The 23,900-nt window shown below is 39.4% G+C and carries 28 protein-coding genes and 1 pseudogene; 11 read left to right on the top strand and 18 right to left on the bottom strand.

Going from position 1 to position 23,900, the window contains the following annotated elements:
• Positions 1-80: 80 nt before the first annotated feature.
• Positions 81-291: pseudogene (locus HMPREF1117_RS03710) on the bottom strand (hypothetical protein); the annotation flags it as partial.
• A gap of 271 nt (positions 292-562) precedes the next feature.
• Between HMPREF1117_RS03710 and HMPREF1117_RS03705 the strand changes: the two are divergent.
• Complete coding sequence (locus HMPREF1117_RS03705; RefSeq protein WP_000639586.1) at positions 563-796, top strand: DNA-dependent RNA polymerase subunit epsilon; 234 nt, start codon at positions 563-565, stop codon at positions 794-796.
• 1 nt (position 797) lies between these two features.
• A complete protein-coding gene (rnjA, locus tag HMPREF1117_RS03700; RefSeq protein ID WP_000331976.1) occupies positions 798-2,477 on the top strand; it encodes a ribonuclease J1 in 1,680 nt (559 codons plus the stop codon).
• Between the two features lie 38 nt (positions 2,478-2,515).
• On the opposite strand, the gene mnmG is transcribed toward rnjA, so the two are convergent.
• The 12 genes from mnmG to HMPREF1117_RS03655 form a co-directional block, all read right to left on the bottom strand.
• Positions 2,516-4,429, bottom strand: a complete 1,914-nt coding sequence (gene mnmG / locus HMPREF1117_RS03695) for a tRNA uridine-5-carboxymethylaminomethyl(34) synthesis enzyme MnmG (protein ID WP_000221920.1) — start codon at positions 4,427-4,429, stop codon at positions 2,516-2,518.
• A 9-nt stretch (positions 4,430-4,438) separates the two neighbouring features.
• Positions 4,439-4,894, bottom strand: coding sequence for an NUDIX hydrolase (locus HMPREF1117_RS03690; protein WP_000193644.1), 456 nt, complete (start codon positions 4,892-4,894; stop codon positions 4,439-4,441).
• 140 nt (positions 4,895-5,034) lie between these two features.
• Complete coding sequence (mnmA, locus tag HMPREF1117_RS03685; RefSeq protein ID WP_001293906.1) at positions 5,035-6,156, bottom strand: tRNA 2-thiouridine(34) synthase MnmA; 1,122 nt, start codon at positions 6,154-6,156, stop codon at positions 5,035-5,037.
• Between the two features lie 429 nt (positions 6,157-6,585).
• Positions 6,586-6,792, bottom strand: a complete 207-nt coding sequence (locus HMPREF1117_RS11955; RefSeq protein WP_025171566.1) for a hypothetical protein — start codon at positions 6,790-6,792, stop codon at positions 6,586-6,588.
• Positions 6,793-6,840: 48 nt separating this feature from the next.
• Entirely contained in the window at positions 6,841-7,053 is a 213-nt protein-coding gene (locus HMPREF1117_RS11950; RefSeq protein WP_033581983.1) for a hypothetical protein, read from the bottom strand.
• A 112-nt stretch (positions 7,054-7,165) separates the two neighbouring features.
• On the bottom strand, positions 7,166-7,345 hold the full coding sequence (locus tag HMPREF1117_RS12070) for a hypothetical protein (protein WP_000475580.1): 180 nt from the start codon (positions 7,343-7,345) through the stop codon (positions 7,166-7,168).
• 217 nt (positions 7,346-7,562) lie between these two features.
• Positions 7,563-8,465, bottom strand: a complete 903-nt coding sequence (locus HMPREF1117_RS03675) for a hypothetical protein (RefSeq protein WP_000984723.1) — start codon at positions 8,463-8,465, stop codon at positions 7,563-7,565.
• On the bottom strand, positions 8,462-8,665 hold the full coding sequence (locus HMPREF1117_RS03670) for a hypothetical protein (RefSeq protein WP_000525456.1): 204 nt from the start codon (positions 8,663-8,665) through the stop codon (positions 8,462-8,464). Before HMPREF1117_RS03670 ends, HMPREF1117_RS03675 begins: the two co-directional genes overlap by 4 nt.
• A gap of 7 nt (positions 8,666-8,672) precedes the next feature.
• Positions 8,673-8,825, bottom strand: a complete 153-nt coding sequence (locus tag HMPREF1117_RS11875; protein ID WP_196793357.1) for a hypothetical protein — start codon at positions 8,823-8,825, stop codon at positions 8,673-8,675.
• The gene (locus HMPREF1117_RS11945; protein WP_000356080.1) at positions 8,815-9,060 is read right to left on the bottom strand and encodes a hypothetical protein; all 246 of its coding nucleotides are present in this window, start codon (positions 9,058-9,060) and stop codon (positions 8,815-8,817) included. Before HMPREF1117_RS11945 ends, HMPREF1117_RS11875 begins: the two co-directional genes overlap by 11 nt.
• Positions 9,041-9,403: a hypothetical protein gene (locus HMPREF1117_RS03660; protein ID WP_000424402.1), complete on the bottom strand. Its 363-nt coding sequence runs from the start codon at positions 9,401-9,403 to the stop codon at positions 9,041-9,043. Before HMPREF1117_RS03660 ends, HMPREF1117_RS11945 begins: the two co-directional genes overlap by 20 nt.
• Before the next feature lie 150 nt (positions 9,404-9,553).
• Positions 9,554-10,282, bottom strand: coding sequence for a hypothetical protein (locus tag HMPREF1117_RS03655; RefSeq protein WP_000099868.1), 729 nt, complete (start codon positions 10,280-10,282; stop codon positions 9,554-9,556).
• 155 nt (positions 10,283-10,437) lie between these two features.
• Between HMPREF1117_RS03655 and HMPREF1117_RS03650 the strand changes: the two genes are divergently transcribed.
• Positions 10,438-11,301 carry a helix-turn-helix domain-containing protein gene (locus HMPREF1117_RS03650; RefSeq protein ID WP_001268151.1) on the top strand — a complete coding sequence of 288 codons (864 nt, stop codon included), beginning with the start codon at positions 10,438-10,440 and terminating at the stop codon, positions 11,299-11,301.
• 50 nt (positions 11,302-11,351) lie between these two features.
• Here HMPREF1117_RS03650 and HMPREF1117_RS03645 read toward each other — a convergent pair whose 3' ends face one another.
• Complete coding sequence (locus tag HMPREF1117_RS03645) at positions 11,352-11,996, bottom strand: LysM peptidoglycan-binding domain-containing protein (protein WP_000859151.1); 645 nt, start codon at positions 11,994-11,996, stop codon at positions 11,352-11,354.
• A gap of 241 nt (positions 11,997-12,237) precedes the next feature.
• On the opposite strand from HMPREF1117_RS03645, the gene sdaAB reads away from it, so the two are divergent.
• The 3 genes from sdaAB to HMPREF1117_RS03630 are packed head-to-tail and all read left to right on the top strand — an operon-like array spanning position 12,238 to position 14,459.
• Positions 12,238-12,909 (top strand): L-serine ammonia-lyase, iron-sulfur-dependent subunit beta, encoded by a 672-nt coding sequence (gene sdaAB, locus HMPREF1117_RS03640; RefSeq protein ID WP_001191180.1) that lies wholly within the window; start codon positions 12,238-12,240, stop codon positions 12,907-12,909.
• 8 nt (positions 12,910-12,917) lie between these two features.
• Complete coding sequence (gene sdaAA, locus HMPREF1117_RS03635; RefSeq protein ID WP_000500049.1) at positions 12,918-13,790, top strand: L-serine ammonia-lyase, iron-sulfur-dependent, subunit alpha; 873 nt, start codon at positions 12,918-12,920, stop codon at positions 13,788-13,790.
• Between the two features lie 21 nt (positions 13,791-13,811).
• Entirely contained in the window at positions 13,812-14,459 is a 648-nt protein-coding gene (locus HMPREF1117_RS03630) for an HAD-IA family hydrolase (RefSeq protein WP_000200818.1), read from the top strand.
• Positions 14,460-14,580: 121 nt separating this feature from the next.
• Here the strand turns inward: HMPREF1117_RS03630 and HMPREF1117_RS03620 are convergent, their stop codons facing one another.
• Positions 14,581-16,431, bottom strand: coding sequence for a polysaccharide biosynthesis protein (locus HMPREF1117_RS03620; protein WP_001035712.1), 1,851 nt, complete (start codon positions 16,429-16,431; stop codon positions 14,581-14,583).
• Positions 16,432-16,516: 85 nt separating this feature from the next.
• Positions 16,517-17,347, bottom strand: a complete 831-nt coding sequence (locus tag HMPREF1117_RS03615; RefSeq protein ID WP_001291487.1) for a glycosyltransferase — start codon at positions 17,345-17,347, stop codon at positions 16,517-16,519.
• 154 nt (positions 17,348-17,501) lie between these two features.
• Here HMPREF1117_RS03615 and HMPREF1117_RS03610 point away from each other — a divergent pair, with 154 nt between their 5' ends.
• The 5 genes from HMPREF1117_RS03610 (at position 17,502) to HMPREF1117_RS03590 (ending at position 21,747) form a co-directional block, all read left to right on the top strand.
• The gene (locus HMPREF1117_RS03610) at positions 17,502-18,668 is read left to right on the top strand and encodes a CynX/NimT family MFS transporter (RefSeq protein WP_000744859.1); all 1,167 of its coding nucleotides are present in this window, start codon (positions 17,502-17,504) and stop codon (positions 18,666-18,668) included.
• A 138-nt stretch (positions 18,669-18,806) separates the two neighbouring features.
• Positions 18,807-19,133: a PadR family transcriptional regulator gene (locus tag HMPREF1117_RS03605; RefSeq protein ID WP_000273855.1), complete on the top strand. Its 327-nt coding sequence runs from the start codon at positions 18,807-18,809 to the stop codon at positions 19,131-19,133.
• Positions 19,120-19,713 (top strand): DUF1700 domain-containing protein, encoded by a 594-nt coding sequence (locus HMPREF1117_RS03600; protein WP_000198701.1) that lies wholly within the window; start codon positions 19,120-19,122, stop codon positions 19,711-19,713. Before HMPREF1117_RS03605 ends, HMPREF1117_RS03600 begins: the two co-directional genes overlap by 14 nt.
• Entirely contained in the window at positions 19,706-20,620 is a 915-nt protein-coding gene (locus HMPREF1117_RS03595; protein ID WP_000549764.1) for a DUF4097 family beta strand repeat-containing protein, read from the top strand. Before HMPREF1117_RS03600 ends, HMPREF1117_RS03595 begins: the two co-directional genes overlap by 8 nt.
• A gap of 62 nt (positions 20,621-20,682) precedes the next feature.
• Entirely contained in the window at positions 20,683-21,747 is a 1,065-nt protein-coding gene (locus tag HMPREF1117_RS03590) for a DUF6574 domain-containing protein (protein ID WP_000808421.1), read from the top strand.
• 64 nt (positions 21,748-21,811) lie between these two features.
• Here the strand turns inward: HMPREF1117_RS03590 and HMPREF1117_RS03585 are convergent, their stop codons facing one another.
• Positions 21,812-22,672: a DUF4299 family protein gene (locus HMPREF1117_RS03585; protein ID WP_025171565.1), complete on the bottom strand. Its 861-nt coding sequence runs from the start codon at positions 22,670-22,672 to the stop codon at positions 21,812-21,814.
• Positions 22,673-22,794: 122 nt separating this feature from the next.
• A complete protein-coding gene (gene trhO, locus HMPREF1117_RS03580) occupies positions 22,795-23,781 on the bottom strand; it encodes an oxygen-dependent tRNA uridine(34) hydroxylase TrhO (protein ID WP_001030022.1) in 987 nt (328 codons plus the stop codon).
• Positions 23,782-23,900: the final 119 nt, after the last annotated feature.

Below are 23,900 nucleotides of genomic sequence, written 5' to 3'. Positions count from 1 at the left end.
TTACTATTATACTACAAAAGCTGGCACATGGGAATTTTCTTTATCCCAAACAAAATGCCCCAGCATAAGCAGGGCATATATGCATTTAAACCAAAGTAAAATACCAACCAAACTACATAGGTTACACGGAGGAAAAAGAGAATAGAGAGTCACAAAACTAATCTTCCAGAAAAGTTTGGTTTTCCGTCCCTCTAGTCGAGTAAATAAAACATTTCCTCGGTAAACACAGGCAACAAAAATCATAAACGTCGCCAAGCGAACTCCGATGGCAAAAATAAACAGACCATTCATAATCGAACCTCCTTGATGAAAAGTATTAAGAATGTTTCGTATCTTATCCCCTTTTCTATCATTATAGAAAAGCACATTTTTCTTTTGCTAGCAGCGCTTACTTGGTTTCAAAAGACTTTCTCGTTCCCGTTTTTTACTAATTTTTCATTTTATGGTATAATTGAAATAATTGTAACGAATCAAGGTCAATCTAGACGCAAAATGGAATGAAATCAAGCAAATCTCTGCTGAAAGTTTGGAATACACTGACCTACAAATAGAAAGGAACGATATGATTTACAAAGTTTTTTATCAAGAAACAAAAGAACGTAGCCCACGTCGTGAAACAACACGATCACTTTACCTAGACATCGATGCCAGCTCAGAACTTGAGGGACGTATCGCTGCTCGCCAACTTGTCGAAGAAAATCGTCCAGAGTACAACATCGAATTTATTGAACTCTTATCTGACAAATTGCTAGATTACGAAAAAGAAACTGGCGCCTTCAAAATCACGGAGTTCTAATATGGCCTACACTCTTAAACCAGAAGAAGTCGGCGTTTTTGCCATCGGTGGTCTGGGAGAAATCGGGAAAAACACTTACGGAATTGAATACCAAGACGAGATTATCATCGTCGATGCTGGGATTAAATTCCCAGAAGATGACTTGCTGGGTATCGACTATGTCATTCCTGATTACTCTTACATCGTGGACAATATCGACCGCGTCAAGGCTGTTTTGATTACACACGGACACGAGGACCACATCGGTGGAATTCCATTCCTACTCAAGCAAGCAAATGTCCCAATCTATGCTGGACCGCTTGCCTTGGCTTTGATCCGTGGGAAACTCGAAGAACACGGCCTCTTGCGCAACGCCAAACTTTACGAAATCAACCACAACACTGAGTTGACCTTTAAAAATCTCAAGGCAACTTTCTTTAGAACGACTCACTCTATTCCAGAGCCTTTGGGGATTGTCATTCATACTCCTCAAGGAAAAATCGTCTGTACGGGTGACTTCAAGTTTGACTTTACACCAGTTGGTGAACCAGCAGACTTGCACCGTATGGCAGCTCTTGGTGAAGAAGGCGTGCTCTGTCTCCTGTCTGACTCGACAAATGCAGAAGTTCCAACCTTTACCAACTCTGAAAAAGTCGTTGGCCAGTCCATCATGAAGATTATCCAAGGCATTGAAGGACGTATTATTTTTGCATCCTTTGCCTCAAATATCTTCCGTCTTCAACAAGCAACAGAAGCCGCTGTTAAGACTGGGCGCAAGATCGCTGTCTTTGGTCGTTCTATGGAAAAGGCCATTGTCAACGGAATCGACCTTGGCTACATCAAAGCTCCTAAAGGAACCTTTATCGAGCCAAATGAAATCAAAGATTATCCTGCAGGCGATGTTCTTATTCTCTGTACAGGTAGTCAAGGTGAGCCTATGGCAGCTCTCTCTCGTATCGCAAACGGAACGCACCGTCAGGTACAACTACAACCCGGTGATACCGTTATCTTCTCTTCTAGTCCAATCCCTGGAAACACTACTAGCGTCAACAAGCTGATTAACATCATTTCTGAAGCTGGTGTTGAAGTTATCCACGGTAAAGTCAACAATATCCATACATCTGGACACGGTGGTCAGCAAGAGCAAAAACTTATGCTCCGCTTGATTAAACCTAAGTACTTCATGCCTGTCCACGGTGAATATCGCATGCAAAAAGTCCACGCTGGACTAGCAGTGGATACTGGTGTTGAAAAGGACAATATCTTTATTATGAGTAATGGCGATGTGCTTGCCCTTACTGCAGATTCTGCTCGTATCGCAGGCCAATTCAATGCCCAAGATATCTATGTCGACGGTAACCGTATCGGTGAAATCGGTGCTGCTGTTCTTAAAGACCGTAGAGATTTGTCTGAAGATGGTGTCGTTCTTGCAGTCGCAACTGTTGACTTCAAATCACAGATGATTCTGTCTGGCCCAGACATCCTCAGCCGAGGTTTTGTTTACATGCGTGAGTCTGGTGACTTGATTCGTCAAAGTCAACGTATCCTCTTCAATGCTATTCGTATCGCACTGAAAAACAAGGATGCTAGCGTACAGTCTGTCAATGGTGCCATTGTCAACGCTATTCGCCCCTTCCTTTATGAAAATACAGAACGTGAACCGATTATCATCCCGATGATCCTCACACCAGATGAAGAATAAGTCAACAAAACAGCCCCGACATTCGGAGCTGTTTTTCTTTATGCTTTCTTTTCTTGATTTTTAGAAATACTACGATTTTTACCTTCCAGATACACCATCAAAATAGAAATATCTGCTGGGTTTACTCCAGAAATACGACTAGCCTGACCAATAGTTTCTGGATTAATGAGTTTGAATTTCTGACGGGCTTCTGTAGCGATAGAATCAATATCATCCCAATCAATATTGGCTGGAATACGTTTTTCTTCCATCCGTTTCATCTTAGCCACTTGATCCATAGCTTTTGAGATGTAACCCTCGTACTTGATTTCTGTTTCAATCAATTCGATAATCTTGTCATCCAAGTCCTCTGTAGCCGGTCCGATGAAGGCCACCACATCTTGATAAGAAACTTCTGGACGGCGAAGGAATTCCTTGGCTGTCACTGCATCTGTCAAAGGCTTGAAACCCATCTCCTCAACCTTGGCATTGGTTTCCTTGACTGGCTTGAGTTTGATGCTGTCTAGGCGCTTCATCTCATTGTCAAATTGATTTTTCTTGATTTCAAAACGAGCCCAGCGTTCATCATCCACAAGTCCAATCTCGCGTCCCATCTCTGTCAAACGCATATCGGCATTGTCATGACGGAGAATGAGACGGTATTCAGCACGACTGGTCAAAAGGCGATAAGGTTCAATGGTTCCCTTGGTCACCAAGTCATCAATCATCACGCCGATATAACCGTCACTGCGCTTCAAAATCAACTCAGGCTTGCCTTGGACTTTCAGAGCCGCATTGATACCCGCGATAATCCCTTGACCTGCTGCCTCTTCGTAACCTGACGTTCCATTTGTCTGACCAGCAGTGAAAAGACCTGAGATTTTCTTGGTTTCCAGAGTCGCACGCAACTGATGAGGCAAGACCATGTCATACTCGATGGCATAGCCTGTTCGCATCATCTCTGCATTTTCCAACCCTTTGATAGAATGAACCAAGTCACGCTGGACATCCTCAGGCAGACTGGTTGAAAGTCCTTGAACATAGACTTCCTCAGTATTGCGCCCCTCTGGCTCAAGGAAGAGTTGGTGGCGTTCCTTGTCCGCAAAGCGCACAATCTTGTCTTCAATTGATGGACAGTAACGAGGCCCCACTCCCTTGACCACACCTGTAAACATAGGCGCACGGTGGAGGTTGTTTTGGATAATCTCATGACTGGTAACATTGGTGTAGGTCAACCAGCATGGCACTTGGTCTTTGACATAGTCCTCATCACGCGAGGTATAAGAAAAATGGTTTGGTGCTTCATCTCCTGGCTGAATCTCTGTCACATCGTAGTTGATAGAAGAAGCCTTGACACGTGGAGGAGTTCCTGTCTTGAAACGACCAATTTCGAAGCCCAATTCCTTGAGATTGTCAGCAAGGTTAATAGAAGCTAGGCTGTGATTGGGGCCTGATGAGTACTTGAGGTCTCCGATGATAATTTCCCCACGGAGGGCTGTCCCTGTCGTTACAATAACAGCCTTTGCAGCATACTCTTGATGGGTTGCTGTACGGACACCGACAACCTTGCCGTATTCCACCAAAATCTCATCAATCATGGTTTGACGAAGGGTCAGATTTTCTTGATTTTCAACTGTCTTGCGCATTTCCTTAGAGTAAAGCTCCTTGTCAGCCTGCGCACGAAGGGCACGGACAGCTGGCCCCTTCCCTGTGTTAAGCATCTTCATCTGGATGTAAGTCTTGTCAATGGTTTTGGCCATCTCGCCACCGAGGGCATCAACTTCACGCACAACGATCCCTTTGGCAGAACCACCGATAGAGGGGTTACAAGGCATGAAAGCCAGCATTTCAATGTTGATAGTCGCAAGCAAGACCTTACAACCCATACGACTAGCAGCTAGGGATGCTTCTACCCCAGCGTGTCCCGCACCGATTACAATAATATCGTATTCTTCAGTAAAATTATAAGTCATGTTTCTCTCCTATTCCTCAAGATGGATGTGTCTTAGTTGGCCGTCCCAATCTGGTAGGGCTGTTTTTAGAAAGGCTGGAACTAGCTGGATATTCTGGAGCTTATCCAAGTCAATCCACTCACAGGGCTGCCTTTTCTTATCTTCCTGCATGGTCAATGGGGCATCCTCAAGCAAGTCCACCAGATAATGAAACTCAACGTTGTGATAGGAAATACCGTCCTGTTCAAAACGATTTTCAACCACAAAAGCTAGTTGCCCAGCTTGAGCTTTGACACCCAGTTCTTCCCTCACTTCACGGACTACCGCTTCTTCCGTGCTTTCATTGACTTGAATCGCACCACCAATAGTATAATATTTACCCTTATCTTTGGTAACTAGGAGCTTGCGATTTTGGATAATCAAAGCTGTCGCCCGAACACCAAAAACTATATTTCCTACTTTTGTCCGAAAGTCTTGCTGAGTCATTCTTGTCCTTTCCCTTAAACGACACAAAAACAGTCAAAACTCCAAAGAAGTGCAGGACAAAAAAGCCTGCAACATCCATGAGCTTTGACCATCATTTCTATTGCTTTTATTATTGTAGCAAATTGAGAAAATTTGTCAATCTAAATGTACTGACAAACTTGTCCATCACGGTAAGCATTGTCAATCAAACCACCACCTAGACACTCTTCGCCATCGTAAAAGACAACTGCCTGTCCTGGTGTAATCGCGCGTTGCGGTTCTGCACAGATAACCTCTGCCTTGTCTCCTTTGACATGTACTGTTACCTTAGAGTCGGGCTGACGGTAACGGAATTTTGCTGTGCATTCTAGCGTAAATTCCTCTGGCATCTCACGAGTAAAGTGGACTTGACTAGCCTCTAGGCTGGTTGACATGAGCGAATCATGGTAGAATCCTTGTCCTACATAGAGAATATTCTTGCTCAGGTCTTTTCCGACAACGAACCAAGGGGCATTATCACCGCCGTGTTGGCCACCGATACCGAGACCGCCACGCTGACCGATTGTATAATACATAAGTCCTGCATGCTCTCCCATATCGCGACCATCTACAGTCATCATGCGACCAGGCTGAGCTGGCAGGTAGTTGCTGAGAAAGTTTTTAAAGTTCTTTTCTCCGATAAAGCAAATCCCTGTCGAGTCTTTCTTCTTAGCAGTCGCAAGGCCTGCTTCTTCTGCTAGTTTTCGAACTTCAGGCTTTTCCAAATGTCCTAGTGGGAACATGGTTTTTTGAAGTTGTTCTTGCGAAAGTTGGCTGAGGAAATAGGTTTGGTCCTTGCCATTGTCCACACCACGAAGCATATGAACAGTACCATCTTCATCACGCGCCACTCGGGCATAATGCCCAGTCGCTACATAATCTGCACCCAGGGTCATGGCATAGTCCAAAAAGGCCTTAAACTTGATTTCCTTGTTGCACATAACATCTGGATTTGGTGTGCGCCCTGCACGGTATTCCGCTAGGAAATACTCAAAAACGCGGTCCCAGTACTCTTTTTCAAAATTGACAGAGTAGTAAGGAATGCCAAGTTGATCTGCCACCGCAGCCACATCCTTGTAATCTTCGGTCGCCGTACAAACGCCGTTTTCATCTGTGTCGTCCCAGTTCTTCATGAAGATACCGATCACATCGTAGCCCTGCTCCTTGAGCAAAAGAGCCGTCACCGACGAATCGACACCACCACTCATCCCCACAACAACACGTGTTTTAGAGTTCTCACTCATGGTAAGTCTCCCATCTGTTCGTTTATTTATACCCCTCAAAATTCTATTTACTATGACTTTCAATAGAATTTATTTGAGTATAGTCATTTCGTTTGCTTTTAGTAGTAAAATGGTCTGGGAGACCATTTTAGCCTATCATCTTAAAATGAAAATATGATAGGCAACGAGTCGCAGGCATAACTTGAGTTCGCTCAATCAGTCTGGGAGACTGATTGAGGTTATAAATAAGACAAGTTCTGCTTGTATCTCATTTCGAGTTAACGACGTAATAAAAGATAAACGAAATGACTAGTTCACGATTGAAGGTCGTGTGTGCTTAACGATTGAAGGTCGCTTGAGCAGTATTCATTATAACATGCTTGGTTAGAGAAGACAAGAAAGAGGCTGATAATCTGCCAAGCTCTTACATAGTATATATTTCAAGACCAACTATTCTTTATAGAAAAAAGTCCTATAAATTCGAGCAATAGTTAAAATACAAACAAATATAATTCCCAAAATAGATAATACTATTTTCACAAAGTTCATTTCAGAACCTATTACATAGATATGAAAAAGAGGGGCTAGTCCTACACATAGAGACAATAGATAACTAATAAATCTTATCTCACCAATTCCTGCAAAAAAATGTTTCATTTTAAATATCCCAATTTTACCTTTCATCTTTATAATCCACTAACAAATCTATTGACTTCTCTTTTTTTTGAAAAATCTTGACAGCAAATTTACTCCACTTAATGCCACTAAGATTTCAATGGGCAAAAAATAGTAATCCCATATCAAATGAGAAATCAGCAATGATAGAAATAGTATACAGTCAATATAATTATTCTTAAAATATTCTGTAATTACATAATACAGAAATGCCACAAGCACTGAAATTAAAACAACCATCATAATACTATCATCCTATCCTTAAGTCATTATTACATTTTTCATTCCATTCATCAATGGCATTAAAAAATCCAATCAATAAATGATTACCTACTCACTAATACCATTCTAAAATTTAATTTTTGGGGGGATTTAGTAACGCAATTCCAATTAGCAACACACCTAATATAAATAAAAGTATTTCCCAAAATTTATTCTCAGTTTTAATGAAAGGTATAAGATACATACTAACCAATATGAAACTTACCCCTAAAAGAGCAAATATTAGTCTAACTTTATCACTTAGTTTAAACATATTTAATTCCCCATAAAATAAGCAGTGGCTATGTTTACTGTAACAGTTCTCCAAAAGAAAGCAAGCTCTTGTATAGATATAATACTCCATTAAGTTACACCATCTCTTCATTACCTAACTAAGAGGCTCTTTTTTGCCTAATCATATTTTATAGATGAACAAATTTTTAAACTTAATTACTTCAAATAACTTCATTTACTGAACTTACAAGACGAATCTAGATTATCTTCTCATTACTAATCAATATCCTTCGTGACTTCATCTTGGCATATTCTCTATTCATACAGAAATCAAAATTTTGCCTTAACCGACTTGTATAATAGAAAAAATCTAATTGATTGATTCTGATGAGCCGTATTCTAATTTTATCAACCTTTTCTTGCCAGTTGTTATTGTCACTAATAGAAATCTCATACAGCAGTAACTCGGCAAGACCTGTACATAGAAGAGTGTTTTGAGAATCTTCGATTTTTTTCAAAATATCCTCAAAGATCTCGCTATCCGTTAAAAAGGTGAATTGGTTAATCGCATCATACAGCAGAATACACATTAAGTCAGAATAACTTAGCTCTGATTTTTGTATTTTATCCTTTAACGTATTGGTCAAATTCCTGTCAAACGAATCTTCTTTTTGCCATTTATTTTGATTGAAAAGAAATTCCGTCTTATTAAAAACGAGATGGTTGATATCCATTATATTCCAAAAAAATATTGTAGTAAGCACAATTAGAACGAAAGGCATTTTAAAAATAAAGGCTGCTATAATGACTATTTCAAGAATAAAACTCCATATAATTCTAGATTTCAAATCATCAGGCAACAAACTTTTACGATGAAATGAAAAATAGGGCGAGAATCTCACATTAACTTTTTTTCTTTTTATAAAAATAAAGGGAAAAATCGTAATAAGGCCTCTTTTCTTGTATAAATCTTTCAATGCATATAGTAGGTCCAAAACTATTTTTGAGAAAATTAAACTACAGAAAGTAAGACTCATACTGATAATAAAATCAAGGGGAATTTCTAGATTCAGTGGCAAGTTATTCACTAAGACATGCGACTCTAACCACAAACCTAAAAAAGGGAGCATTAATAAGAAAATAATTAGTTTACGCATCATAATTTTACAGCACCCTTATCTTTTTTTAATTTTGCATAAACTATCATTGCTAGGGTTAAAAGCAAAAATATTAAATTAATCATAATGATTAATTTCTTTAGTTCCTCACCAACATGATCATATGCTAAAAAAGTTACAGAGGAAATTAGTAGAAATTCCAAAAATACAATAACAAAAATTTTTTCAATTTTCATACCCATTTTACAATTACCATAAGTCGTTTAAGTTTAGATCTCTGCGATTAATATCATTATTTGCCCAAATTGTTGTAATGGCATTACCAATTGACATCCAAGCTGCAAATCCATTAATAGTAGAAGTTGCAAAACTTGCTTTATTGATAAAAACTTTAGTCATCATCGTCTCTATAAAAATATTTTCTATACACTCTTGATAATACCAAAATTAATGTCAATATCATACCAAGAACCATAATAATAGAATTTATTAGATTTATTTTAGTATGTCCAATCACTAGTCCAATAATTGGACTAGTAGACATGCTTAGATATAATAAAAATAACAAAAAATGAATCTCACCAATTCCTGCAAAAAAATGTTTCATAGCTATAGTTTTATCCCCATAAATATCCATCAAATTTACCGTCTACGATATCTAAACCATATGCAATGGCTCCTCCTAATGAGAATACTTCAGCAACAGTAGCCGCAATATTAAGAGCATTAGTAATAGTTGCCATACTAACTCCACCAATATATCTTGTTATAGCACTTCTAACGACTCGGCTCATCATACCACGATTAGCAATTAACTTTTTAATGGCATATCTCTGGTATACTGACATCCCTCCATAAACTGCAGTTGCAGCAATATTATAACGTTTGTTCCACCAGTTACAACCAACACCACCCCCATCAAGATACATCATCTCTTCTTCATCAATCGCAACATAGTTGTTTGGTAATACAAGCTCCATCAAAATACTCCTTTTTTCATACAGCGTGGTTAGGATAGTTTCCTAACAGGTAATCGTCAACTTTGTTTATAGTACTTAGTTACCTAGATAAGATATCCTTTCTCTACCTGATTTTATTTTAAAGAGAACTAAGATTTAATCATATTTATCTCATTTCTTATTTTTAAATAATTCATACTCTTTTTCTCTGATAAAGGGAAGTGAGAAATTAGAAAAAATTAGTAGAATTGAAAATAGGTATCCATCTTTTTGCATTACTAAAACATAACCTAAAAATATATAGACAATCAAATCTAGTACAAAAAGAGAAAATATCCTCCTTTTCATTACCTTACTTGTCTTAAAAATTCTGTTTAATAGAATCTTGATCGTAGTATCTACACAAATTTTTATCAAAAAGATAAGAGCAAATACACGATTAGCAACTGTACCATGAAGAATAAATGGAAATATAGTTAATATAAAACTAGAAATCTCTAAATATTTTATCCAAGGAGATTGAGACATCTTACTTTTAAACTGACTGATTTTCCTATACTCACTAGCTAATCTAGTATCAAAATCTTTACCAATTTTATTAAAGATTAAAAACTCCAGGATAAAAATACTGATTAATACGATATAAGTAGAAACGTTTCCTGGGAAATATTTATTGATTAAAATCGGGAAACTCATTAACAGAATCGAGTTTATAGCCAGACAAATAGATACTATTTTATTCTTCACTGAATATATAGGTAGCGATACTATCGAATAGAGAAACGCTAAAAAAATAAGCAAGAAATACTCCGTGTTACTGATTGTCGACCTAAATGACAAAAATATATACAGCCAACACACGATGACGTGTATTTTTTTAATCTTATCTACACTACTCATCCTTTTCCTCTTATCTTTGGTCCCATTTTTAAACTATGTCAATCTTTTTCACAACTTTATTTCGACTTTCTTTTTTACTTTTTACATTGCTATGATACAATATTTTTAACAAAATTTTATTGTTTGTTAACTTTTTTCACGAAAAGGAGAAAATCATGCGTTATGATTTCGGAAAGGTCTATAAAGAAATACGTGAATCAAAGGGGCTGACCCAAGAAGAGGTCTGTGGGGGTGTTCTCTCAAGAACTAGCTTATCAAAAATCGAAAGTGGCAAGACTACCCCCAAATATGAAAATATGGAATTTCTTCTCCGTCAAATCAATATGAGTTTTGAAGAGTTTGAATATATCTGTCAACTTTATCAACCAAGTCAACGCAAAGAAATTATGCAAACCTATCTTAATATGCGTTCCATTATTGGGACCGGCGATCTTGTCAATTTATTTCAAAAATGCCAAGACTACCTCAAGACCCACCACGATCTCCCTATAGAAGAAATCAGAGACATGCTTGAAGTTGTCATTTATATCCGTCAACATGGTACAGAGCAACTATCAGATCACGCAGAACAGGTTGTCAAAAAACTTTGGAGAAAAATTGAAAAACAAGATACATGGTATGAGAGTGACCTAAAAATCCTCAATACCATTCTTTTCAGTTTTCCCATTGAATACCTCCATCTCATCACTGGAAAAATATTGCAACGCCTAGAAGTCTATAAAAACTATCAACATTTATATGACTTGCGAATGACAATTCTATTAAACCTTTCCACACTCTATCTATACAATCAAGATAAAAACATGTGTAAGCAAATCTGCTACACTTTACTGGAGGATGCCAAGAACAAGAAAAGCTACGATAGACTTGCTATCTGCTATGTCCGTATTGGGATTTGTAGGGATGATGCTAAACTTATCCAAAAAGGGTTCTCCCTTCTAGAGCTGACCGAGGAAACTTCTATGCTGTCTCATCTCAAAAAAGAAGTGGAGACCTATTATCAACCGAAGAAAATATAAAAAAGTCGAGGGATTTCCTCGACTTTTCAAATTATTCTGTTCGTTATTTCTTAATACCAGCCGTTGTTAAGCCAGAAGTTTTTAGCGGCTGACCATGAACCGTAACGTCCTGCAACGTAGGCATCTGCTACACGTTCTTGGTTTTCAGCTGAGTAGTCACCGTTCAAGTATGAAGCTGTCAATTGGTAACGTCCGATATATTGTCCGTTTGTAGCTGTGTAGCTACCACCTGATTCTTTTTGAGCGATCCATTCTTTGGCTTCTGCGTCAGATTCGCTTACAGTTGAAGCTGGTGCTGCCGCTGGTGTTGGAGCAACTGCTTCTGCAGGAGCACTTGCTACTGGAGCTTCTTTTTGCGCTACTTCTGTAGTTGCTGCTACTGGTGCTGAAACAGCCTCATTCTGTGCTGCTGGAGCTTTATAAGTGCTTGGAGCTGGTGTTGTAGCAGGTGCTACAGGCCCATCGATAACGAGCTCTTGACCTACGTAAATCAAGTGGATGTTATCAATGTGGTTGTTTTCTGCCAATTTCTCAACAGTTGTGTTGTGAGTTTCAGCGATTTCTGAGAGTGTATCACCCTCTTTAACAGTGTAAGTTGTTGATTCTTGAGCAGATACAAACGATGGTACAAATACTGCAAACAAAGCGGCTACTCCTGCAATAGTTGTTTTGATTTTATTAGTTGTTGTTTTCATTTTTAAAAGTTCTCCTTCTTTCTATATCTCTATGATACCTTTTAAATATTACTATTTCTTAACACTTTTATGTAGAAATATTACAAAATTATTTTTTTATTTGATAAAACAAGGCATTTTTGTCACAAAAGAGTCTATTTTTATGCTATTTTGAACATTAAAGAGGTTTTAACCCACAATTAAAGCCAATACCTTCATTCTTTGATATAATATAACTAAGAATTTTTATAAGGGGAAACTGATGCAATCACTTCGTTTTCAATCTGTCTTTGATATTATCGGACCAGTCATGATTGGACCATCCAGTAGCCATACTGCTGGTGCTGTTCGTATTGGGAAGATTGTCTCTTCTATTTTTGATGATACACCGACAGAAGTCGAATTCCAGCTATTTAACTCATTTGCCAAGACCTATCGTGGTCACGGGACAGACCTAGCCCTAGTTGCAGGAATCTTGGGTATGGATACAGATGATCCTGAAATCCCAAATAGTCTTGAAATCGCCCACAAGAGAGGCATCAAGATTGTCTGGACCATCCAAAAAGACAGCAATGCTCCACACCCCAACACCACTAAAATTACTGTCAAAAATCCCCACAAGAGCATAAGTGTCACTGGTATTTCTATCGGTGGGGGGAATATTCAGGTCACCGAACTCAATGGCTTTGCGGTCTCTCTCAATATGAATACACCTACCATCATCATTGTGCATCAGGATATCCCTGGGATGATCGCTCTTGTAACCAAAGCTCTCTCCCGCTATGATATCAATATCGCCCAGATGAACGTTACTCGAGAAAAAGCGGGTGAAAAAGCCATCATGATTATCGAAGTTGATAGTCGAAATTGTGAGGAAGCCATCAAAGAAATTCAAAAAATCCCTCATCTTCACAATGTCAATTTCTTTAAGTAGGAGGAATCATGTTTTATTCTATCAAAGAATTAGTCGAACAAGCAGAAAAGGACTTCCAAGGAAATGTCGCTGAACTGATGATTTCGACAGAATTTGAGTTGACCGGTCGCGAACGTGAAGAAGTCCTCCTTCTCATGGAACGCAATCTAGAAGTCATGAAAGCCTCTGTCCAACTTGGCCTCAATGAAAATAAATCTCGTAGTGGCCTAACTGGAGGAGACGCTGCAAAACTTAATCGCTATATCCAAAGTGGAAAAGCCTTGTCAGACGACACCATTTTATCCGTTGCTCGCAATGCTATAGCTGTCAATGAACACAATGCTAAAATGGGTTTGGTCTGCGCTACTCCTACAGCAGGGAGTGCTGGTTGCCTACCGGCAGTTCTTACGACCGCTATTCAAAAATTAGACCTGAATCATCAAGAACAATTAGATTTCTTATTAGTCGCTGGGGCCTTTGGCCTAGTTATCGCAAACAATGCTTCTATCTCAGGAGCTGAAGGTGGATGCCAGGCTGAAGTCGGTTCTGCCTCTGCTATGAGTGCTGCCGCCCTCACTTTAGCAGCAGGTGGAACTCCCTATCAAGCTAGTCAAGCCATTGCCTTTGTCATTAAAAATATGCTAGGCTTGATTTGTGACCCTGTTGCAGGTCTAGTTGAAGTTCCCTGTGTCAAGCGCAATGCCATGGGATCTAGTTTTGCCTTCATCGCAGCAGATATGGCATTGGCAGGTATCGAATCCAAAATCCCCGTAGATGAAGTTATCGATGCCATGTATCAAGTAGGAGCAACCATGCCAACTGCCTTTCGTGAAACAGCCGAAGGTGGCCTTGCTGCCACTCCTACTGGCCGTCGCCTCCAAAAAGAAATTTTCGGAGAGTAATCTTATCTGATAGGAGAAATTATGACCTCTATCTCAGCCATCTTTTTTGATCTAGACGGAACTCTTGTTGATAGTTCCATTGGGATTCATAATGCCTTTAGCTCTACCTTTAAAGAGCTGGGAGTCCCTTGTCCTGATGCCAAAACCATTCGTAGTTTCATGGGACCACCTCTTGAAAGTAGCTTTGAGACTTACCTCCCCAAAGAAAAAATCTCTGAGGCAGTTCAGACTTACCGTTCTTACTACAAGGAAAAGGGAATCTATGAAGCTCAACTCTTTCCTCAGATTGTAGACTTGCTTGAGAAGTTGTCGAGTAATTATCCACTCTACATCACCACTACAAAGAATACACCTACTGCTCAGGAAATGACAAAAAACTTGGGGATCCATCATTTCTTTGAGGGAATCTATGGATCCAGTCCTGAAACTCCACATAAGGCGGATGTCATTCGCCATACACTAAAAACACATCAGCTAGCACCCGAACAAGTTATCATCATTGGTGACACCAAATTTGATATGATAGGAGCTCAGGAAACAGGACTTAAAAAACTAGCAGTCACTTGGGGCTTTGGAGAAAATGCTGATTTACTAATCTATCAACCTGATTTTATAGCCCATGCCCCCTTAGAAGTTTTGACTTTTTTCAAGACAAAAGAAGCTAGGTAAAAACTCAATTTTAGTAGAAACTGAAGTAAAACTTTCCATAACAAAACGCATAGTATCACGTTTTTTCATACCTGATACTATGCGTTTTTCTGATTTTAAAGACTTTTTACCCAAGCTCTTTCTATTCAGCATGGGTTGTTTCATTAGCGAAAGCGATAATGGCTTGCTTCAACTCATCTCCACTGAGAGTTCGGAACTCTTCAATCTTTTTATCGATGGCTTCTAGAGGCATGACATTAACCTTACCAACGAAAATCTTATCCATAACTTGGTTATCAACAAGTTCAGTTGACACCAAGAGTTCTTCGTAGAGTTTTTCACCTGGGCGGATTCCAACTTCAACAATTGGAATTTCGCTTTCGGTGTGTCCACTTAGAAGGACCATTTTCTTGGCCAAGTCATAAATCTTGACTGGTTTGCCCATATCAAGGATAAAGACTTCTCCATCTTTAGCATAAGCACCAGCATGGATAACCAAACGGCTAGCTTCTGGAATGGTCATAAAGTAACGGGTCATGCGGAAGTCTGTCACCGTTACAGGCCCACCTTCAGCAATCTGACGTTCAAAGACTGGAATGACACTACCACGGCTACCAAGAACATTCCCAAAACGAACTGCACAGTAGGTCGATTGGCTACGTTGGTTAAAGCCAGTGACAATCAACTCCGCCACGCGCTTGGTTGCTCCCATAACATTTGGTGGATTAACCGCCTTATCTGTCGAAATCATAACCATCTTAGGTACTTTGGCTTCATCAACAGCCTTAGCAACATTGTAAGTTCCACGAATGTTATTTTTGAAGGCTTCTTTAGGATTACGCTCCATCATCGGAACGTGCTTATGGGCAGCAGCATGGTAGACAATAGCTGGTTTGTACTGTTCAAAGACTTGCAACAGACGGTCATAGTCTTGAATATCTGCGATAACTGGAACGTAATCAATCCCTTGGAATGTACGAATCAATTCATGATAGACAAGATAGATAGAATTTTCACCGTGACCAAGTAAAACGATGCGTTCAGGATTAAAACGACTGACCTGACGACAGATTTCAGAACCAATGGAACCACCAGCTCCTGTAACCAAGATAGTTTTACCTGTAAGTTCTGCACCTAGGCGTGATTCATCAAGACGAATTTCCTGACGGCCCAAAAGGTCTGTGATATCAATCTTCTGGAAGCCTCCACCTGCTTGGTGAAGTCCTTGAACAACCGTTTCAACCTTAGGCATCTTGTAACATTTAACACCTAGTCTATTACACATCTGTAAGATTCGCTCATACTCTGACGGATCTAGCGAAGGAATAGCTACGATCACACGCTCAATTTGGTGACGTCTAGCTAATTCAGGCAAATTATCATATGAGCCTAAAACAGGGATTCCACCAAGTTTTTGGCCTTTCTTCTTAGCATCCTTATCCAAAATACCAACAAGCTCCAATTCACTAGTTGGATGTTGGTAACTGTCCATAAAGAGAGCTCCACCATCACCCGCACCAATCAAGAAGGTACGACGATGCTCACCATCTCCACTTCCTTTTTTGCGTTTAGAGTAGATTAATTGCCAAGTAATACGTGGTAATAAAATCAAGAAAGTACTCAATAGGATAAAGAGAACGATAAATCGAATCGAAAAGAGTGGCAAGAAGGCATAGCAGATACTATAAGACATGACACTGCTCGCAGTCACACCAAAGAAGATTTTCATGAAATCTGTGATCTTGCTGTAGCGACTAATACTCGCGTTCAAGCCCCAAAATGCAATCATCAATTGATAAAATAGAAAGGCCAAACTCGTATAGATAATGTAGTCAACAGGTGCTGGGTTTATTAATCCATAAAATAAGATATAAGATACGATGATGGAAACCACCATACTCAGAATATCAAAGATCCCCCAAAACACTTGCTTTTGTTGCTTATTTAAAATTTCAACCAGATCAATGACATAATCTGTTAGTTTTTTATTCATAGGAATTTACTCCCCCTAAAAAGAGATGAATATTTATATTGTTATTATAACATTTTTTTGCTAATTTGCTATCTCGTACATTCTTTTATTTGCTTTTTCTTAATAGTTTGACAAAGATAAACTGACGAACAAAGCCTGGACAAAGAGCAACGACTGCCTGAACTCCAACGCTTTTAGCATATTCTATATAAGAGATTTGATTTCTTTCCAACATCCGTTGTCGAGCTTGACGATAAAGATTGAGATAGCGTAAACCGCCACGACGTTCAAACATACCTGCACCGACACGAACCCTACATAAAATTTGATCTACATTTCCAGTTCTAGCACCTGCAGCAATCATATTGAGCCAGAGGAGATCATCCTCCATATAAAGTCCATCTTCGTAGTTACCTGCTTTGAGAACCATGTTCTTTTTAAACATAACCGTCATATGATTGAAGGCACTTCTCATTCTTTGATAAGCTACAATGTCTGCGTGCTGAGTTGGAACACGACGATAGGAAACAACCTCTTTTGGATTATCAATAAATTCTGCAATATGACCACCTAAGAGATCAAGATTTTCCTGCTCCATGAGATGAATTTGTTGCTCAAATCGGTCAGCTACTGCTATATCATCTGTATCCATGCGAGCAATGATATCGTACTGACACTGCAAAACACCGTATCTAAGAGCCAAACCTAAACCTTGATTTTCTTCTAAGGGGCAACGCTTCACTGGAATTTCAGACTCAGCTTCCACCTGGTCTAATACCTGATAGAGCTCCGGTGTCAAAGGCCCATCCTCAACAAGAATGATTTCACTAGGTTTCATAGTCTGGTTTTGAATACTCTCGATAGCATACTTCAAAAATATCGGATTTTCCTTTATATAGACCGACATCAAGACGCTAAATTGTTGCTTTTCAGACACAGTTTTTCTCCAATGTATAAATTTCCTCCCACTATTTTATCACAAAATTTCTGACTTTCCTATTTTTATCTTGAAAGCCCAAAACCTTACTTGACATTATAGTAAAAAAAACTTAAAATAAGCTGTTATAAAAATCAGATAGAAGAGGTATTTTATGAAGAAGCAGTCGCTCTTTTTTATTCCAGGTATTATCTTAATTGGTGTCTCCTTACGGACCCCTTTTACTGTTCTGCCGATTATACTTGGAGATATTTCAAAGGGTCTTGGAGTTGAAGTTAGTTCACTTGGCCTTCTGACTAGTCTTCCTCTTTTAATGTTTACCCTTTTTTCTCTCGTTTCTACTAAACTCGCTCAAAGAATAGGGCTTGAACATCTCTTTACCTATAGTCTCTTTTTCTTGACAATAGGCTCTCTGATTCGCCTCTTCAACCTACCTCTTTTATATATGGGAACCTTGATGGTTGGTGCCAGTATCGCTGTCATCAACGTTCTTCTCCCTAGTCTTATACAAGCAAATCAACCTAAAAAAATTGGTTTCCTCACAACCCTATATGTGACTTCGATGGGGATTGCTACAGCCCTTGCTTCTTATCTAGCTGTCCCAATTACCCAAGCCAGCTCTTGGAAGGGTCTAATAATTCTCCTTACATTACTCTGCCTAGCAACATTTTTAGTCTGGTTACCAAACCATCCTTACAACCACAGACTTGCTCCACAAACTAAACAAGCAACCCCAGAAAAAGTTATCAAGAATATCAAGGTCTGGGCAGTCATTGTCTTTGCAGGTTTCCAATCCTTAATCTTTTATACAAGTATGACCTGGCTACCAACTATGAGTATCCAAGCTGGCTTATCTAGCCACGAAGCAGGACTCTTGACTTCTATCTTCTCTCTGATTAGTATCCCCTTTTCGATGACTATTCCTAGTCTAACGACGAGCTTATCTACTAAACATCGTCAACTCATGCTGACCTTAGTCTCTCTAGCTGGAGTAGTTGGTATTTCCATGCTCTTCTTTCCTATTAACAATTTCCTTTACTGGCTGATGATTCATCTCCTAATCGGAACAGCAACTAGCGCTCTTTTCCCTTATCTCATGGTTAACTTTTCGCTCAAGACAAGCGCCCCTGAAAAGACAGCCCAATTGTCCGGCCTATCTCAAACTGGAGGCTATATCCTAGCAGCCTTTGGGCCGACTCTCTTTGGTTACAGTTTTGACCTGTTCCATTCTTGGGTACCAGCTGTAGCTGCTCTCTTGCTCGTCGATATCCTGATGACTGTGGCCCTCTTTACAGTGGATAGAGCTGATAAAATCCTTTAAACTTCTAGTTTTAGCTAGAAGTTTTTTATATATAAAAATTTTACACATTTCTCTTGACAGGGCTTTCTTTTAGATGTACAATGTATGTGTAGAAAAATTATATATAAAAATCTTACACATTAGAAAAGGAGGTTTCCCATGTACTTTCCAACATCCTCTGCCTTGATTGAATTTCTCATCTTGGCCGTACTGGAAAAAGGGGATTCTTATGGTTATGAGATTAGCCAAACCATTAAGCTGATTGCTAATATCAAAGAATCCACACTCTATCCCATTCTCAAAAAATTGGAAGGCAATAGCTTTCTGACAACCTATTCTAGAGAGTTCCAAGGTCGCATGCGCAAATACTACTCCTTGACAAATGGTGGTATAGAGCAGCTCTTGACCCTAAAAGATGAATGGACACTCTATACAGACACCATCAATGGCATCATAGAAGGGAGTATCCGCCATGACAAGAACTGAATACCTGACTCAGCTAGAACTCTATCTCAAAAAACTGCCTCAGGCTGACCAAATTGAAGCCATGGACTATTTCAGGGAACTCTTTGACGATGCTGGAGTCGAAGGAGAAGAAGAACTCATCGCTAGCTTGGGAACTCCCAAAGAAGCAGCCCACGAAGTTCTCTCCAATCTTCTCGATAAAAAAATCAATGAAGCACCCGCTCAAAAAAATAACCGACAAATTTTACATATCGCCTTGTTAACCCTCCTTGCAGCACCCATCGGTATTCCTCTTGGAATCGCCATCCTCGTGGCCCTGTTCGGAATCCTTGTGGCAGCTTTGACTGTCATTCTGGCTTTCTTTGCGGTTTCCATACTTGGTATCATAGGCGGATTCCTATTTTTAGTTGAAAGTTTCACTGTCTTAGCCCAAGCTAAATCAGCCTTTATCTTGATTTTTGGTTCTGGTTTACTGGCTATCGGTGCTTCTTCGCTGGTTTTATTAGGTATTTCCTATGTAGCCCGCTTCTTCGGCCTACTTATTGTCCGTCTGGTACAATTTGTTCTTAAAAAAGCAAAGAGAGGTGACAATCATGCATAAATGGACAAAAGGATTTCTCATTTTTGGTGTGGTGACTACTATTATCGGATTTATCCTGCTCTTTGTAGGTATCCAATCTGACGGGATCAAGAGCCTACTTGCCATGTCCAAGGAACCTGTCTACGATAGTCGGATGGAAGAGTTGACCTTTGGCAAGGAAGTCGAAAACCTAGAAATCACTCTCCACCAACACGCGCTCACCATCACAGACTCTTTGGATGATCAAATCCACATTTCTTACCATCCAACTCTTTTTGCTCGCCATGATCTTGTCATAAATCAGAACGACAAAACTCTGAGCCTAACGGATAAAAAACTGTCTGAAACTCCATCTCTCTCTTCTGGAATTGGCGGGATTCTCCATATCGCAAGTAGCTACTCTAGTCGTTTTAATGAAGTTATTCTCCAAGTTCCAAAGGGAAGAAGTCTAAAAGGGATCAACATCTCAGCCAATCGCGGTCAAACCAGTATCACTAATGCTAGTCTTGAAAATGCGACCATCAATACCAATAATAGCTATCTCCTCCGAATTGAAGGAAGTCGTATCAAAAACAGTAAACTCACAACACCAAATATTATCAATATCTTTGATACAGACCTTACAGATAGTCAGCTAGAGTCAACAGAACATCACTTCCACGCTGAAAATATCCAAGTTCACGGCAAGGTGGAATTAACTTCTAAAGAGCATCTCTCAATCACTCTGACGCAAAAAGAAAGCCAACGAATTAATTGGGACATCTCAAGTAACTATGGTTCTATCTTACAAGCTACAAGAGAAAAACCTGGATCAAAATACACAGAATTAAGTAACCCTTACAAAACTGAAAAAGCTGGTGTCAAGGATCAACTCATTGCTAGAGCTGATAATGATATCACTCTAGTATCCACACCAATCAGACGTTGACAAAAGCGCTTACATCTGCTACTATGGAAGCATATTTATCTAACTAAAAAGGAGGTTCTACCATGAAACAAGAATGGTTTGAAAGTAATGATTTTGTTAAATCACCAAATGAAAACAAATCAGAAGATTTATCACAAGAAATGATAGATAAAACTGAAGAAACGACAATTAATCTCGATACACCAATTGAAAAAAATGCTCAAGTAGAGGAGGAAGTCTCTCAAACTGAAGTCGAACTGGAAAGTCAGCAAGAAGAGAAAATTGAAACGCCTGAAGACAGTGAAGCGAGAACAGAAATAGAGGAAAAGAAGGCATCCAATTCTACTGAAGAAGAGCCAGACATTTCTAAAGAAACAGAAAAAGTCACTATATCTGAAGAGAGCCAAGAAGCTCTTCCTCAGCAAAAAACAACCACGAAAGAGCCACTTCTTATCAATAAATCCTTAGAAAGTCCTTATATCCCCGACCAAGCTCCAAAATCTACGGATAGATGGAAAGAGCAAGTACTTGATTTTTGGTCTTGGCTAGTGGAAGCCATCAAATCCCCAACAAGCACTTTTGAAACAAGTAATAAACACAGTTATACAGCCTTTTTCTTGCTCATTCTATTTTCTTCTTCAACCTTCTTCTTTAGCATCTACCATAGCAAGCAAGCCTATTATGGACGCATAGCAAGTATGCATAATCACTTCCCTGAGCAATTTGCTTCATTGACCCTCTTTTCAATCGTCTCTATACTAGTAGCAACAACACTTTTCTTCTTTTCATTCCTCTTGGGAAGTTTGGTTGTGAGACGATTTATCCACCAAGAAATGGACTGGACCCTAGAAAAAGCCTTCCAGCAATTCAGTCAACTCTTGACAATTCCTATCCTCCTCACTGCGATTGCAAGCTTCTTTGCCTTCTTTAATAGCCTACGCTTTTCAGCTCTCTTATGTGCTATCAGCATTGGGATTATTCTACTTGCTAGTCTTCACAGTATTACGAGACCAAGTCAAACAAGTACAGGTGACTCCTTTTACAAGCTATGCTTATCTGTGTTTGTTAACGGAGTTATTATCCTCCTCTTCTTTGTAGCTGAAGTGGCACTGATTGGAGAATATCTTCGTATCTTAGCCTTTATTTAAGAATCAATCCTGTCTTTCATGGCAGGATTTTTTATATATCAAAAAGCAAGTCGATTGACCTGCTTTACTTTTCTTGTGCTAATCTGTCAAAATCTTGACCAAGGATGGGTTGCACTTCTAATTGATTGGCATCTAGTTCCTTGTAATATGCTACTGGTAGTGCTTCTAAAAATTCTTTATAATCAAGTCTAGCGACTGCTTCATAATCTTCTGGTTTAGAGCCGTCTCCAGAGATTTTCACGAGGTCAATTTCCCAGACGAGATCCTTTCCTGCCAACTGCTCAACATAAGGTTCTGGAATAATTGGCTCCTTAGGCAAAACGGTCTTGACTCCTTGAGCCAGATGGTAGATACCATGAATCTTAGCTTCACTATCGGGGTAGAATTTTACAGTCGCAAAGTAAGCATCCGACTGCTGAACCTTCTTAACAATCGCTTCAAAACGTGCCAAGCCATTCTCAGCTAAAAAGCTTTCTAGGTCTTTTCTATTGAAGTAGATAGTTGACAAAAGTCCTTGGCAATAGACTAGATGGGCAACTTTATCTGCCAAATAGTTTTTGACATTTTCATGGAAATAACCTTCAAAATCAAACCCTTCCAGTCCTTCTACATCTTGCCCCAACTGGCTAGATAGACCTTGTAGAAGGGACTCTACAATCTCCCAGTCAGCTTGAGTAATCAGGTCCGGAAGCACTACTTGATATCCTTTTTTAGCATCTGCATAGGTTACTTTAAAGAGGAACTGAGATTTCCCAACAATACCACACTCGATATACTCTAAACGATTGAGTGGCTGACGGAGATAGACTGCGTCGTAGCTATGAGACTCTAAACCATCCACCAAAGCCAAGATAAACTTGGCAGTTAAAATCTCCTGTTGACCTAAAATACTTTCTTTATTTGGAATAAAAAATGTTTTCATCAAAATTTACCTCCTTTGAAATCGTTTACATATAGTATATCCTATTTTCCTGAAAGATATAGAAACAAACTTTAGGTTTTTAAGTAGAAAGCATAGAAAAAACAGCCCTTGCGGACTGTTTGATCTTATACAGTAGCTGCTTGATCCAAGCTTTCACCGATAGCTGCTAGACGCTCGATGACTTCTGCTTGTGTCAATTCATTTTCTGAGACATAGCGGTTACGTGGGTGAACGCGGCACTCGTGTGAGCATCCACGAAGGTACTTGTCCTCATTTTCTTCTGATGTTAGGATACGACGGTTACAGAATGGATTTCCACAGTTGACATAACGTTCACATGGTGTTCCATCAAACCAGTCTTTCCCTACGATAGTTGGGTTGACATGATTGACATCGACTGCAATACGCTCGTCAAAGACGTACATTTTCCCATCCCAAAGTTCACCTTGAACTTCTGGGTCTTTACCGTAAGTTGCAATTCCTCCGTGCAATTGACCGACATCTTTGTAGCCTTCACGGACCATCCAGCCTGAGAATTTCTCACAGCGAACTCCACCTGTACAGTAAACTACGACACGCTTGTCCATGAATTTTTCTTTGTTGTCACGAACCCACTGTGGCAACTCACGGAAGTTACGGATATCTGGGCGGATAGCCCCACGGAAATGTCCTAGGTCATATTCGTAATCATTACGTGTATCAAGGACAACTGTATCTTCGTCAAGAAGGGCTTCTTTGAACTCTTTTGGAGACAGGTAAGCACCTGTTGTTTCAAGTGGATTGATGTCGTTGTCAAAGTCATTGTCTTCCAAACCAAGGTGGACAATTTCTTTCTTATAGCGAACAAACATCTTCTTGAAGGCTTGTTCACTTTCTTCGTCAATCTTGAACCAGAGGTCTTCCATTCCTGGAAGACTGTGAACGTAGTCCATGTATTTTTGAGTTGTTTCGTAGTCACCTGAAACTGTTCCGTTAATTCCCTCGTCAGCGACTAGGATACGACCTTTAAGGCCGATTGATTTACAGAAAGCCAAGTGGTCTGCAGCAAATTGCTCTGCATTTTCAATTGGAGTATAAAGGTAGTAAAGTAAGACACGAATATCTTTTGCCATAAGATTTGTTCTCTTTTCTATTCTTAAATTTTCAGAATTTTTCATCTAACTATACTAGTATACCCGCTTGAGAAAACGAATGCAATTTATTTGACTGGAAATTGTAGAAAGAAGCATAT

Origin of the sequence: Streptococcus sp. SK643 (assembly GCF_000259505.1) — a bacterium.
In the GTDB taxonomy this organism is placed as follows: domain Bacteria; phylum Bacillota; class Bacilli; order Lactobacillales; family Streptococcaceae; genus Streptococcus.
The sequence above is the reverse complement of the archived record's forward strand: the minus strand, read 5'-3'. Positions and strand labels throughout refer to the sequence as shown.

Coding starts and splice junctions, on each gene's coding strand:
- HMPREF1117_RS03650 (WP_001268151.1), top strand. CDS start 10,438: ATGCGTTATGATTTCGGAAAGGTCTATAAAGAAATACGTGAATCAAAG.
- HMPREF1117_RS11950 (WP_033581983.1), bottom strand. CDS start 7,053: ATGATGGTTGTTTTAATTTCAGTGCTTGTGGCATTTCTGTATTATGTA.
- mnmA (WP_001293906.1), bottom strand. CDS start 6,156: ATGAGTGAGAACTCTAAAACACGTGTTGTTGTGGGGATGAGTGGTGGT.
- HMPREF1117_RS12070 (WP_000475580.1), bottom strand. CDS start 7,345: ATGTTTAAACTAAGTGATAAAGTTAGACTAATATTTGCTCTTTTAGGG.
- HMPREF1117_RS11955 (WP_025171566.1), bottom strand. CDS start 6,792: ATGAAACATTTTTTTGCAGGAATTGGTGAGATAAGATTTATTAGTTAT.
- HMPREF1117_RS03690 (WP_000193644.1), bottom strand. CDS start 4,894: ATGACTCAGCAAGACTTTCGGACAAAAGTAGGAAATATAGTTTTTGGT.
- HMPREF1117_RS03670 (WP_000525456.1), bottom strand. CDS start 8,665: ATGGGTATGAAAATTGAAAAAATTTTTGTTATTGTATTTTTGGAATTT.
- mnmG (WP_000221920.1), bottom strand. CDS start 4,429: ATGACTTATAATTTTACTGAAGAATACGATATTATTGTAATCGGTGCG.
- trhO (WP_001030022.1), bottom strand. CDS start 23,781: ATGGCAAAAGATATTCGTGTCTTACTTTACTACCTTTATACTCCAATT.
- sdaAA (WP_000500049.1), top strand. CDS start 12,918: ATGTTTTATTCTATCAAAGAATTAGTCGAACAAGCAGAAAAGGACTTC.
- HMPREF1117_RS03660 (WP_000424402.1), bottom strand. CDS start 9,403: ATGGAGCTTGTATTACCAAACAACTATGTTGCGATTGATGAAGAAGAG.
- HMPREF1117_RS03600 (WP_000198701.1), top strand. CDS start 19,120: ATGACAAGAACTGAATACCTGACTCAGCTAGAACTCTATCTCAAAAAA.
- HMPREF1117_RS03610 (WP_000744859.1), top strand. CDS start 17,502: ATGAAGAAGCAGTCGCTCTTTTTTATTCCAGGTATTATCTTAATTGGT.
- HMPREF1117_RS03590 (WP_000808421.1), top strand. CDS start 20,683: ATGAAACAAGAATGGTTTGAAAGTAATGATTTTGTTAAATCACCAAAT.
- HMPREF1117_RS03595 (WP_000549764.1), top strand. CDS start 19,706: ATGCATAAATGGACAAAAGGATTTCTCATTTTTGGTGTGGTGACTACT.
- HMPREF1117_RS03675 (WP_000984723.1), bottom strand. CDS start 8,465: ATGATGCGTAAACTAATTATTTTCTTATTAATGCTCCCTTTTTTAGGT.
- sdaAB (WP_001191180.1), top strand. CDS start 12,238: ATGCAATCACTTCGTTTTCAATCTGTCTTTGATATTATCGGACCAGTC.
- HMPREF1117_RS03645 (WP_000859151.1), bottom strand. CDS start 11,996: ATGAAAACAACAACTAATAAAATCAAAACAACTATTGCAGGAGTAGCC.
- HMPREF1117_RS03655 (WP_000099868.1), bottom strand. CDS start 10,282: ATGAGTAGTGTAGATAAGATTAAAAAAATACACGTCATCGTGTGTTGG.
- HMPREF1117_RS11875 (WP_196793357.1), bottom strand. CDS start 8,825: ATGATGACTAAAGTTTTTATCAATAAAGCAAGTTTTGCAACTTCTACT.
- rnjA (WP_000331976.1), top strand. CDS start 798: ATGGCCTACACTCTTAAACCAGAAGAAGTCGGCGTTTTTGCCATCGGT.
- HMPREF1117_RS03605 (WP_000273855.1), top strand. CDS start 18,807: ATGTACTTTCCAACATCCTCTGCCTTGATTGAATTTCTCATCTTGGCC.
- HMPREF1117_RS03630 (WP_000200818.1), top strand. CDS start 13,812: ATGACCTCTATCTCAGCCATCTTTTTTGATCTAGACGGAACTCTTGTT.
- HMPREF1117_RS11945 (WP_000356080.1), bottom strand. CDS start 9,060: ATGGATATTTATGGGGATAAAACTATAGCTATGAAACATTTTTTTGCA.
- HMPREF1117_RS03620 (WP_001035712.1), bottom strand. CDS start 16,431: ATGAATAAAAAACTAACAGATTATGTCATTGATCTGGTTGAAATTTTA.
- HMPREF1117_RS03705 (WP_000639586.1), top strand. CDS start 563: ATGATTTACAAAGTTTTTTATCAAGAAACAAAAGAACGTAGCCCACGT.